The 11651-nt window shown below is 38.8% G+C and carries 11 protein-coding genes; 5 read left to right on the forward strand and 6 right to left on the reverse strand.

The annotated features are described in order from the left end of the window. Positions 1-9: 9 nt before the first annotated feature. Positions 10-750, reverse strand: coding sequence for a bifunctional demethylmenaquinone methyltransferase/2-methoxy-6-polyprenyl-1,4-benzoquinol methylase UbiE (gene ubiE / locus HX021_RS01270; RefSeq protein ID WP_286587699.1), 741 nt, complete (start codon positions 748-750; stop codon positions 10-12). Between the two features lie 430 nt (positions 751-1180). On the opposite strand from ubiE, the gene dnaB reads away from it, so the two are divergent. Next, positions 1181-2791 (forward strand): replicative DNA helicase, encoded by a 1611-nt coding sequence (dnaB, locus tag HX021_RS01275; protein ID WP_502958991.1) that lies wholly within the window; start codon positions 1181-1183, stop codon positions 2789-2791. Positions 2792-2914: 123 nt separating this feature from the next. Here dnaB and HX021_RS01280 read toward each other — a convergent pair whose 3' ends face one another. Further along, positions 2915-3820, reverse strand: coding sequence for a DUF3078 domain-containing protein (locus tag HX021_RS01280; protein ID WP_286587703.1), 906 nt, complete (start codon positions 3818-3820; stop codon positions 2915-2917). 233 nt (positions 3821-4053) lie between these two features. On the opposite strand from HX021_RS01280, the gene rlmH reads away from it, so the two are divergent. Both rlmH and HX021_RS01290 read left to right on the forward strand, forming a co-directional pair. Next, positions 4054-4527, forward strand: coding sequence for a 23S rRNA (pseudouridine(1915)-N(3))-methyltransferase RlmH (gene rlmH / locus HX021_RS01285; protein WP_286587705.1), 474 nt, complete (start codon positions 4054-4056; stop codon positions 4525-4527). 45 nt (positions 4528-4572) lie between these two features. Continuing rightward, a complete protein-coding gene (locus HX021_RS01290) occupies positions 4573-4701 on the forward strand; it encodes a hypothetical protein (protein WP_286587706.1) in 129 nt (42 codons plus the stop codon). A 407-nt stretch (positions 4702-5108) separates the two neighbouring features. Here the strand turns inward: HX021_RS01290 and HX021_RS01295 are convergent, their stop codons facing one another. The 4 genes from HX021_RS01295 to HX021_RS01310 all read right to left on the reverse strand — a co-directional run bounded on the left by HX021_RS01295 (position 5109) and on the right by HX021_RS01310 (position 9100). Next, positions 5109-6362, reverse strand: coding sequence for a PQQ-dependent sugar dehydrogenase (locus HX021_RS01295; RefSeq protein ID WP_286587708.1), 1254 nt, complete (start codon positions 6360-6362; stop codon positions 5109-5111). Between the two features lie 127 nt (positions 6363-6489). Further along, positions 6490-6735, reverse strand: a complete 246-nt coding sequence (locus HX021_RS01300) for a hypothetical protein (protein WP_286587709.1) — start codon at positions 6733-6735, stop codon at positions 6490-6492. Between the two features lie 70 nt (positions 6736-6805). Beyond that, entirely contained in the window at positions 6806-7630 is an 825-nt protein-coding gene (gene murI, locus HX021_RS01305; protein ID WP_286587711.1) for a glutamate racemase, read from the reverse strand. 54 nt (positions 7631-7684) lie between these two features. Further along, the gene (locus HX021_RS01310) at positions 7685-9100 is read right to left on the reverse strand and encodes a glycoside hydrolase family 125 protein (protein ID WP_286587713.1); all 1416 of its coding nucleotides are present in this window, start codon (positions 9098-9100) and stop codon (positions 7685-7687) included. A 196-nt stretch (positions 9101-9296) separates the two neighbouring features. Here HX021_RS01310 and HX021_RS01315 point away from each other — a divergent pair, with 196 nt between their 5' ends. Continuing rightward, positions 9297-10970 (forward strand): gliding motility protein RemB, encoded by a 1674-nt coding sequence (locus HX021_RS01315; RefSeq protein WP_286587714.1) that lies wholly within the window; start codon positions 9297-9299, stop codon positions 10968-10970. A gap of 154 nt (positions 10971-11124) precedes the next feature. Continuing rightward, entirely contained in the window at positions 11125-11544 is a 420-nt protein-coding gene (aroQ, locus tag HX021_RS01320; protein WP_286587716.1) for a type II 3-dehydroquinate dehydratase, read from the forward strand. The last annotated feature ends 107 nt before the right edge of the window (positions 11545-11651 follow it).

An 11651-nucleotide genomic window follows, 5' to 3' on the forward strand; every position in this document is an offset into this window, starting at 1 on the left:
GCTCGCGCTTTATTTGGTAGCGATATAAATGGTACAGATACCGAAGGTCTGTGGCCTTACAATGGTTTCCTCAAATCCAGCCTTCTTATTGATGGCTACAAATTTCTGTCCATCTGGAAACTGGGCAACTGATTCTGGTAAATATTCATATGCACTGGAATCTTTTGAGAAAAACTTTCCAATGGTTGGAGTAACATATTTGAAATAAAAATTATAGAGCTGTTTTATCGGGAACTTTTTAGGGTTCGAAAATTCCAGAATAATTGCTTTTCCTCCTGGCTTTAAAACCCGATGGATATCCGACAGACCTTTTTCTAAATTTTCAAAATTACGAACTCCGAAGGCAACAGTAACCGCATCAAAAGTGTTATCATCAAATTGAAGCCTTTCAGAATCACCCAATTGAACCTCAAATTGGTGCTCCAGACCTTTGTTCGCTATTTTCTTTTTGGCTACATCAAGCATACCCTGAGAAATATCGACACCAATTATTTTTTTTGGATTTAATATTTTTATGGACTCCAGGGCAAAATCGCCGGTTCCTGTTGCTACATCCAACATGAGCTGCGGTTTGATGGATTTTAAGGCATTAATAGCCTTTTTTCGCCATATAATATCAATCCCCAAAGACATAAAATGGTTTAAGAAATCGTATGAATGGGAGATATTGTTAAACATATCCGCGACTTGCTTTTTCTTACCGTCATTGGTGTCTTTATAGGGTTTCAATGTTGATGAATCGTGCGTCATTCTACAAATATACAATATAAGCGTATTTTTTTTGCTTAAACGATGGATTTGTTTTCTACATAAAATCGAACCAGTATCGTGTTGCGGACGTCTTCCTTCACACAGGTTAAAAGTAATAAGGCCGTAAAAAACAAAATACAGCGCTCCACTATTTTTGTTAAATGATATTATTCACATTGAAATAAGTTATCCACATTTTTTAACCCGTTGATTTTTAGGTGTCGTTTTTTATTTTCAACATGTTTTCAACATTATGTGTTGAAAATTATTTCTGTAAACCCGTGCTCATCAAAGCGTTTTGATTGTTATGTAAAGATCGCCAGATTATGCTGTTTGTAATTCAGCATGGTGGTGAATTTTATTTTTTATACATTTGTTATCCCATCTTAAATTTAAGGCGGGAAAATTATATTTCTGATATAATATCATGATGAACGAAAGCAATTTTGAAGCGAGCAATACGGAGAACAATAAACGGGGTAATTATGGGGAACGCCGTACCAAATTAAACAATTTGGTCAGTGGTTTAGGTAAATTACCGCCACAGGCAGTGGATCTTGAAGAGGCTGTTTTGGGGGCATTGATGCTGGAGAAAAATGCGCTGAGTGAAATTATCGATATTTTAAAACCTGAATCTTTTTATAAAGAGTCCCATCAGAAAATTTTTGAAGCTATTTTTGGTCTATTTCAAAAAACATCACCAATTGATATTCTGACTGTTACATCAGAACTCAGACGGATGGGTGCATTAGAAATGGTCGGTGGTGCCTATTATATTACGCAATTAACAGATCGGGTAGTATCGGCAGCCAACATTGAATATCATGCACGTATTATTTCCCAGAAATATATTCAACGGGAATTGATCAAAGTTTCGACAGAGATTATTAATAGTTCATATGATGAGACCTCAGACATCTTTGATCTGTTGGATCACGCCGAGAAGAGTTTGTTTGACATTGCGCAGAACAACTTGAGAAGAGATTCCAGGAAGATGGACGATATTATGCGTGAAGCAATTTCCAATCTGGAGATGTTGCGTGACCGAACAGATGGTTTAACAGGGGTCCCGTCAGGGCTGACTGCTTTGGATCGTATGACATCCGGATGGCAACCTTCAGATCTTGTGATTATTGCGGCCCGTCCTGCCATGGGGAAAACAGCCTTCGTATTATCCGTTGCACGTAATGCTGCGGTAGACCATAGCAAGGCTGTAGCGGTATTCTCCTTGGAGATGTCCTCGGTACAGCTTGTGAATCGTCTTATTGCAGGAGAAACAGAGATCGAGCAGGAAAAGTTAAAGAAAGGCAACCTTGCGGACCATGAGTGGCAACAGTTGCATTCGCGTATTGGCCGATTGACGGAAGCTCCAATCATCATAGATGATACACCAGCATTAAACGTTTTTGAATTTAGGGCCAAATGTAGGCGGTTGAAAGCACAATATGATATCCAGATGGTGATTGTCGATTACCTGCAATTGATGCACGGTAAAGCAGAAGGCAAAGGCGGAGGAAACCGTGAACAAGAGATCGGTAGTATTTCCCGTGCTTTGAAGTCAGTGGCCAAGGAATTGAATATACCCGTATTGGCCCTGTCGCAGTTGAGTCGTGCGGTAGAATCACGCCCAGGTAACAGTAAACGACCCATGCTATCCGATCTGCGGGAGTCAGGTTCAATTGAGCAGGATGCGGATATGGTTCTTTTCTTGTACCGACCAGAATACTATGGTTTAACAGAAGATGAGGAAGGCCGTCCAACAGCGGGAGTAGGTGAGGTTATTATTGCGAAGCACCGTAATGGTGAAACGGGGATTGTTCCGTTACGTTTCGTTGGTAAATTTGTGAAATTTGTCGATCTGGAAGATGAATTCTCCGGGATGGGAGGCGGTGACGGCTTTGGCGATGCACCAGCCACGTTTTCTGCTTCAGCTTTAAACCCTTCACCGAATTTTGCAGATGATTTTGGCGGAGCTGGTTTTAGTGGTGGCATAACTATGCCATCTCGGATGAACGATATGCCAGATGACGCACCTTTCTAATCAAATATTATAAAATTCAGTATAGAAAAAAAGCCGAAATCATATTTCGGCTTTTTTTCTGTTTAAAGTTTACAGGTTAAGTGATGTTGCTTTATACCATAAGCAAGGGGACAACAGAAGTAATTAGAACTTATAAGTTACCCCAGCACCAACAATCTGTCTGATCTGAAGGGCAGAATTTCTTTTTCCAATCTCTTTACCCTCTTCAATGATTGGAATAGCCGTGTTGTCATCGTACACCATTTGTACACCCGCATTGACTGTAATGAACCTATTTACCTTCATGAAAAGATTAGCGGTGTAGTCGATATCAATATTCTGCGGTTTTTCCAGGTAATTTGAATATAATTTCAGGATATTTTCAAAAGATACGTTCTCCATCAAATTGACTTTGTAGTAGGCGTCGAAAGAAGCTCCAAACTCAGTTCGTACTTTTTTGCCTGGGTCCACGCCATATCGTGTCGAAAGGAGGGTATCGCTGACAAAGACAAATCTTAATGCAGCAGGGGATAAGTTAAATCTCAAGTTGTCTGACTTTTTATAGGCAAAACCCGGTCCGAAACTCAGGTATGCTGGGGCAAGAAATCTTGAAATACGTTCTTTAGGTGTTTGGGTATAGTCATAACCATCTGCAAATTGGGTATTAAAGTTCAGGAAAAAAGTATATAACCAATACTGAGATGCTTGATGACCTAATAAACTGTTCAGTACCAATCTATCATCGTTTTTGCGCCAATCCGATTCTTTTTGAAACGTGAGACCATAGGCTGCCAAAACTTTGTTGTCCCAGGACCATTTATCTTTTTTATAATTGAAATCGTAATTGAGGGTTAGATTTCCTGAAAATGAATTAACACCCCCTGCAGCCCAATTGGAAAATGAACTTTGGTTGATTAAGAAAGTGTTTTCACCTTTAATAGTCCATGTTTTCGTGCTGTCGATTGGAGTTTCGGTAGGAGCTTCCTGGCTGAAGCTTCGGTAGCTGATTAAACTTAAGGCAATTAGAAAGATAGATTTTATTTTTTTCATATTAAAAAGTTGTGGTTTGCGTATGTAGCAAAAATAAATGTTTATAACTAAACGAATAAATTTGTTTATTGTTTTGCGGTTTTTTATTTACTTATATATTAAATAAAATGAGAACTTTGTTTCTTGGGGAATGGCTGAGCCAAAGGGAGAGGTCGTTGTAGCGGCTTGATCATCCCCAGTTGAGATAAATACCTTAATAGAAGATGGATAGATGTTAAATAAAACATGTACTGATGAAAATAACACTACTTTGTATTGGAAAAACTGATGATAAATACTTGATTGAAGGAATCGAAAAATATATCAAAAGATTAAAGTTTTATGTGAATTTCAATATGCTGGTAATCCCGGATATCAAAAATAGTAAAAACCTGTCGGAAGATCAGCAAAAGGATAAGGAGGCTATTTTGATCCTAAAACAATTGCAGCCTCAAGATCTGGTGATCCTATTGGATGAATTCGGAAAGGAATTCCGTTCATTGGATTTTTCAGCCTATTTAGAAAAAATGATGGTTAATAGCGTACAGCATATGGTGTTCATTATCGGTGGTCCATATGGTTTTGATCAAAAGATTTACGACCGTGCACATTCAAAAATGTCATTGTCAAAGATGACATTCTCGCACCAGATGATCCGTTTATTTTTTATCGAGCAGCTTTATCGCGCATTTTCCATCATGAAAGGAGAACCTTACCATCATGAATAATATGGAAAAAAGTCCGTAACTTCATCTTTAATTAAAAACAGACTTATGAATTTGCCGAACAAACGTGATTATCACTATAAAAGTGATGAAGGAGAGAAAAATAGCCAGCGGAATAAATACATTATGATCGCATGTATCATCATCGTGATTCTATTGGCCTTGTATTTTGCGTAATGGATACCCTCTGTTACGGAATAAGCAAAAGAATAAATCTCTTACTTAATATCCGTATGGAGGATATCAGCAGATGATTTTTAAAAAATTTAGTGAAATGTTTTAATGTAAGAACGCTTAATTCTTGGGGGAAGTCTGGCAGTTTTTGCGCGTTCTTTTTGGGTTGGTGTTGTTGACAAATCCCCAGTTGGTCATATAGAATGATAAGGGATTGATTGCTAATAATTTTTTCATTTTTTCTTTTTTTACCATATATTAATTTGTTGATACAGGAGTTATAGATCAACAATCAAGCCAAACTCCTTTACCTATCAGGTTTGCTTTATGGTATTACTTTGAAATGAGATACATTGAGGTTATCTGACATTAAAAAAGTAGCTCCAATGTTGGAGCTACTTTTTTAATGTTTATTTTTTATCTATTTTATAGAGTTTTCCGATATCAGTTATCGCATACAGTGCGCCATCTTTTCCTTGTGTGATATCCCTAAACCGCTGTCCCTCATTGCCGAGCAAGCGTTCTTCGCCAACTACTTTGTTATCTTTTAAGATAATCCGGGCAATATGGGTGCTACTCAGTCCACAGATGAACAGGTTGTTTTTCCATTCAGGAATATTTTGGCCGGTATAAAAGGTGATTCCACTTGGCGATAACACGGGGTCCCAATAATAAACAGGCTGTTCCAGGCCTTCCTTTTGTTGTATGCCCTCACCAACCCGATCACCTTTGTATTCTATGCCATAGGTGATGGTTGGCCAACCATAGTTTTTACCGGCCTGGATTCTATTCAATTCATCCCCGCCACGTGGACCAAATTCCGTTTCCCATAAATCTCCTGTTTCAGGGTGTAACGCTAGCCCCTGTGGGTTACGATGTCCATAACTGTAAATTTCAGGACGCACATTTGATTGGCCTATAAATGGATTTCCCGGGGCAGGCTGCCCATCTTTGGTAATACGTAAGATTTTTCCCAAAGCTGCATTTAAATCCTGCGCCAAAGGTCTTGTTTCTAAATCCGAGCGTTCCCCGGTACTAAAGATAATATTTCCCTCTTTGTCAAAAACGATACGTCCACCATAATGCAGGTTACCTTTATGTGCTGGTGTTGCTTGATAAATGACCTTAGCATCCTCAATTGATTTTTCATCTGCCGAAAGCTTACCTTTTGCAACAGCCGTTAAAGTGCCCGAAGGTGTATTGTCCGAAAATACCCAATAAACCATACGGTTGGACTCAAAATCTGGATCCAGCTTCAGTCCAAGCAATCCACCTTGGCCGCTACTATTTACTGCTGGTAGCCCCTTGATAGGCTCACTTAATTTTCCATCTGTACCGGCAATGCGTAAATCGCCTTCTTTTTCAGTAATTAAAAACCTACCGTCAGGTAACGAAACAATTCCCCATGGGGATTTTAATCCTTCGGCTATTACTTTACCTTCATAAGCAGTGCTGGTTTTTGCGCCAGCTATTCGAGTCTGCCCATTAAAGGCTGGCTTGTAATCCGAATTTGGTTTCTGTGTTTCCACTGGTGGATAACTTGTCGTATCCGGAGCTGTGCTGGCAGTACTGTCTGAACTAGAATTTGAGTTCGCCTGGTTAGAATTGCATGCTGTCAATCCTAACGATATTGCTATAAGGCTTAGTGTCAGTTTGGTTTTCATTGTTAATGACTTGTTTAGTCTGGTTGTCAGTTTGAAGATATTAAAAAATAACGAGATGTCATTTTATCGAATGTAATAAATTTACTATAATATATTAAATAGAAAACTGAAAAAATAAGGCAAGAGGTTATTTTCCCTCCAGGCAATGGTTGAGAATTTGCTGAAGTTCTTTATCCTTATTTACATAATAATCACTGACATCTAATACAGTATTCGTGTTTAAATTATAGATGCATACTGGGATATAATTTGGCTGTGCAGAAGTTTCAAAAGTCTTGAAATAATCGGAGCTTTCCTGAATACTTGAAAACTCCTTTGATTCACAGTGCTGTGTATCTGGATTATATGCTATGGTTATAAAATTCTTTTTCATGTTGCCCTCCTTTACCTACAATAACGAAAGGAAAGTAGCAAAAGTTTTAAGAATTATTGCTTTTACGATTTTAAACACTGATGTGACTCGCATCAACAGGCTTACCAAAAAATATTTTTGCTTTATTTTCAAAGTCCCTTGGATCGTCTGTTGTATAGAAAGCCAATAGTCCTTTTTTGGAACAAGAGTTTTCTATTTCAACATGCCTATTGAGATATTCTTTTAAGCTTTTTGCGACAATTGGGCCCTGCGAAATGATGCGAATATGGTTTGGTACGTATTTTTCAATCACAGGAAGCAGGAGGGGGTAATGTGTACAGGCTAATACAATTGTATCAATCTCATCGGACTGTTTGAGCAATTCCTGGATATCTTTCTCCACAAAATAATGAGCACCTTCTGTATTGATTTCATTATTTTCTACCAATGGCACCCAAAATGGGCAGTCGTGCTGAAACACCTCAATTTCTGGATGGAATTTCTGTATTTCAATCTTATAAGATTCAGAATTTACTGTTCCTGTCGTTGCGAGAATACCGATTTTTTTTGTTTCAGTATAATTATGGATGATTTCGGTCGTTGGCCTAATGACACCCAGCACTTTTTTCCCAGGAGGAAGGTCATTTTGTTGAATTGTTCTCAAGGCTTTTGCAGAAGCCGTATTACAAGCCAGGATGACAAGATTGCAGCCCAAATCAAATAGTTTAAAAACACATTGTTTGGTGTAATTATAAACAGTTTCGAAAGATCTGGTGCCATAAGGCACGCGTGCATTGTCGCCTAGATAAATATAATCATATTGTGGAAGCAGTTGCTGGATCTCTTTAAATACGGAAAGCCCACCATAACCAGAGTCGAAAATACCAATAGGACCTGAAGTCGATATATTATCCATAGCGCAATGTTATAAGTTACCGTACTTATAACATCGCGTTATAAGATTCGGTTGTTATTGAAGCAAAGATGGTTTCTCTTTGTATATTTTCCAAATTAATTCGCCAAATAATGTATTAGTCCATGCGAACCAATGTCTTGTGAATTTTTTTGGATCATTTTTATGGAAAGATTCATGCATGAATCCTGTCTCACCATGCGTTTTGATCAACATTTTGATGCAATGACGAATTTCCTCATCATTTGACGAAGTTTGGGCACGCATAATGATCGACATTGGCCAAATCATATCACGGCCGATATGTGGGCCACCGATACCCTCTGCTGCGGTCCCTTTGAAGAAAAAAGGATTTTTTTCAGATAGAACAAATTTGCGGGTACGTTGATAGATTTCATCATTTACATCGACAGCGCCTAAATAGGGAAGGGCCAATAAACTCGGTATATTGGCATCATCCATCATTAAATGACTTGAAAAACCATCGACTTCAAAAGCATATATTTTTCCCAAATTGGGATGATCTATGATTCCATATGTATTTACGGCAGTTTCCACTTCGGCAGCGAGTGATTCCATTTTTGTGGCAAGAGCTTGCTCATTTTTAACTTTCCTGAGTATTTCAGCGGATTGTCTGAGACTGACAATGGCAAACAAATTAGAAGGGATCAAAAATGAAAAAATAGTGGAATCATCCGAAGGTCTAAAACTGGAACAAATTAGGCCTACCGGATTGACTGGGTAGCCATATCCATCGACCTGTAGCGTGTCAGAGCCCCTTGATGTGGTTCGTTCAAATTTATAAGGACCTAGATTATCTTTACGTTGCTGCTCTACAAATGTTTGGTAGATTTTGTGCTGAGCTTCGAGCCACTCTTCGTTAAAAGGACTGCTGTCGCCTGTTTCTTTCCAATAATGGTAAGCCAGTCGGATAGGATAACATAGTGAGTCGATTTCCCATTTCCTTTCGTGTATGCCAGGCTTCATATCGGTATGATCACTAAACCATTCTCCTTTTTTGGTAGGGTCGTTGTAAAATGCATTTGCATAAGGATCAATATTGATACATTTGCTTTGCTTCTGTATTAAGCCGACAATCAGGTCCTGCAATTTTTTGTCTTTCTTCATAAAAGGTAAATAGGGCCACACCTGGGCGCTACTGTCCCTTAGCCACATGGCATCTATATCACCCGTGATCACATAGGTGTAATTTCGGCCATTCTGCACATACGGAAATACGGTTGTATCCAGCGTATTTGGAAAACAATTGTTAAATAACCAGGCCAGTTCCTTGTCTTTTACATTTTTCTGAAATTCTACAATAGCATCTTCGATTACTTTACTGGAAAAAAGCCTTTTCTCCTTGGGGGTACGTACTGTAGGAAAAGAATGTTCCTGAGCAAAAGAAAATTTGCTTGTGAGCGCTCCTGCCGTTAACAAGGTTGCGTTTTGGATAAATGTTCTGCGTTTCATGGGTTTAAGGACCGTTATTTTGTTATATAGGGTTATTTATTAAAATGCAAGATATAAATATTTTTGAATATAAGGAACAGCAAATACGATTTAGCATTATAAAATTGACTGAAGATGTTAATAAAGTCATTTTTATTCGGTTAATTTGCAGTTAGGAATACATTTTGCTAGAAAAAATAATCTTTGAAATAATTTTATGGGGCTTAATATATCAAAAAAAAATAATTTACTTCGAGTTGTGCTGGCAGGCATCGGGGTAGGTGTCTCGCTTACAGGCTTTGGGCAAATCAAGAGCCAACCCTATTCGTATCATTTTTACCAAAAAATGAATGATGTGGTCTACTCTCCGGATACGAGAATGCATACTTCGGCTAAGCCGTTTGTCATCAAGGATTCTTTATTGTTGACCAAATTTGATTCAATCCAATCCAATAGGCCAGTGTCCTCTTCAAACTGGTTTATGCGTAAGATTTTCAATGAACATCTCATTCAGGTTGAAAAGGATGATTATACATTTTATGCTGACTTTTTACCGGATCTTTATATCGGAAAGGACATGCAGGGAGATAAGCGCAAGACATGGATGAACAGTAGAGGCTTCCAGGCTGGTTTGACTGTGGGCGATAAATTTACTTTTCACACCTCTGCATTTGAGAGCCAAGCTGTGTTTCCTAAATATCTGGATGACTATATAGTTGCAAATAAAGTAGTTCCCGGACAGGGCAATACAAAATTTCAGTCTAACAATAAAATGGACTGGATGTATGCCACTGCGAGCATGACCTACGATGCACATAAGTATATTCAGGCAACCTTGGCCTACGATAAAAACTTTATTGGAGATGGTTACCGTTCGATGCTGCTTTCTGATTTTTCATCCAATTATGCCCATCTGAAATTAACGGGAACAATCGGAAATGTGCAGTATACCTCCATTTGGGCCTACATGAACGATCCGACGCACCCAAGACAGGATTTGACTGGTATTTATCCTATGGAGGGCCAAAATAATTCACGTTTAGGTGATGGGAAGAAATGGGGTGCCTTTCAATATCTGGATTGGAATGTGACCAATAAATTATCACTTGGGTTTTTCCAGTCCGTCGTCTGGGCAGCACAGGATGACGCAGGCAAAAGAGGGTTTGATTTTAGTTATCTGAGCCCAATCATCTTTATACGTCCTGTGGAAAGCAACAACCGTACTTCACCGGATAAAATGTTTTTGGGGTTGACCTCAAAGTATAAATTGCCTTACCACCTAACGGTTTATGGTCAGTTTTTGCTGGGGGAATTTACATCTAAAGAATTTTTTGCTGGAAATGGATATGCTCATAATAAATGGGGTGCACAACTGGGAGTCAGAGGATACGACATGTTTGGTGTTAAAAACCTGAATTTCTTAGCGGAATATAATACGGCTCGTCCTTATACTTATCAGCACTTTAAATCCTATTCAAATTACAGCAACAATGCAGAGCCATTGGCGCACCCAAAAGGAGCTAATTTCAGGGAGCTTGTTGGTCTTGTCAATTATGCTTGGGACCGCTGGGATTTTTCTGTACAGGGGATGTATACGCAGAATGGCCTGGATCTACCTGACGGCAGTAATATGGGCGGCAATATTTTTCAGCCCTATACCACCATTCCTAATTTATATGGAAATCATATCGGACAGGGGATAAAGAACAATATCTATTATGCTGACGCAAAAGCTGCCTATGTGCTCAATCCGAAATATAATCTTCGTGTGGAATTAGGGTATACCCAACGTTATGCCAAAGCACAATACGAAAAACCTGTTGTCACGAAATCAGGTGTGATTTCGTTCGGACTTCGTTCAAGCTTCAGGGCGATTTACAACGATTTATAGGATAGGATCTAGGTAACGAGCAGAGCATCCCAGCTGATAAGGATTGGCCGCCCAGGATAATGTCACTGGAAAATGAGGGAAGCCTTAAACGCTGAATATCCATTACTTACTAGATAGTTGTAGGAACATATATGAATAAACAAATTAAATACAAATGAAAAAAATCCTTGTATTAAATGGTCCTAATTTGAATTTGCTGGGAATAAGAGAAAAATCAATCTATGGCAGCCAAGACTTCTTGAGTTATTTTGAGGAATTGAAGCAACGGTTTTCGTCAGTTCAACTCGAATATTTCCAGAGCAATTCGGAAGGAGCATTGATTGATAAGATTCATGAGGTCGGATTTGACTACGATGGGATTGTGATGAATGCGGGCGCCTATACACATACATCGGTAGCACTAGGCGATGCTATTGCAGCTGTCAACACCCCGGTGATCGAAATACATATCAGCAATGTTCACCAGCGTGAGGATTTTCGCCATCATTCCTTTCTTGCAAAAAACTGTAAAGGTGTGATCTGCGGTTTTGGTTTGGATAGTTACCGACTTGGCATAGAAGCACTTTTAGTGTGATCAATCGGTCGCAATAATTAAAAAAATACCCCAAGGAAGCGAATATTTCTTTGGGGTATTTTCTTTATAGGGGCAGTTTTTTATACCTTTCCAGCAAAGTTGTCCTG

It is taken from the genome of Sphingobacterium sp. N143, assembly GCF_030325625.1.
GTDB lineage: Bacteria > Bacteroidota > Bacteroidia > Sphingobacteriales > Sphingobacteriaceae > Sphingobacterium.

Coding starts and splice junctions, on each gene's coding strand:
- ubiE (WP_286587699.1), bottom strand. CDS start 750: ATGACGCACGATTCATCAACATTGAAACCCTATAAAGACACCAATGAC.
- dnaB (WP_502958991.1), top strand. CDS start 1,181: ATGAACGAAAGCAATTTTGAAGCGAGCAATACGGAGAACAATAAACGG.
- HX021_RS01280 (WP_286587703.1), bottom strand. CDS start 3,820: ATGAAAAAAATAAAATCTATCTTTCTAATTGCCTTAAGTTTAATCAGC.
- rlmH (WP_286587705.1), top strand. CDS start 4,054: ATGAAAATAACACTACTTTGTATTGGAAAAACTGATGATAAATACTTG.
- HX021_RS01290 (WP_286587706.1), top strand. CDS start 4,573: ATGAATTTGCCGAACAAACGTGATTATCACTATAAAAGTGATGAAGGA.
- HX021_RS01295 (WP_286587708.1), bottom strand. CDS start 6,362: ATGAAAACCAAACTGACACTAAGCCTTATAGCAATATCGTTAGGATTG.
- HX021_RS01300 (WP_286587709.1), bottom strand. CDS start 6,735: ATGAAAAAGAATTTTATAACCATAGCATATAATCCAGATACACAGCAC.
- murI (WP_286587711.1), bottom strand. CDS start 7,630: ATGGATAATATATCGACTTCAGGTCCTATTGGTATTTTCGACTCTGGT.
- HX021_RS01310 (WP_286587713.1), bottom strand. CDS start 9,100: ATGAAACGCAGAACATTTATCCAAAACGCAACCTTGTTAACGGCAGGA.
- HX021_RS01315 (WP_286587714.1), top strand. CDS start 9,297: ATGGGGCTTAATATATCAAAAAAAAATAATTTACTTCGAGTTGTGCTG.
- aroQ (WP_286587716.1), top strand. CDS start 11,125: ATGAAAAAAATCCTTGTATTAAATGGTCCTAATTTGAATTTGCTGGGA.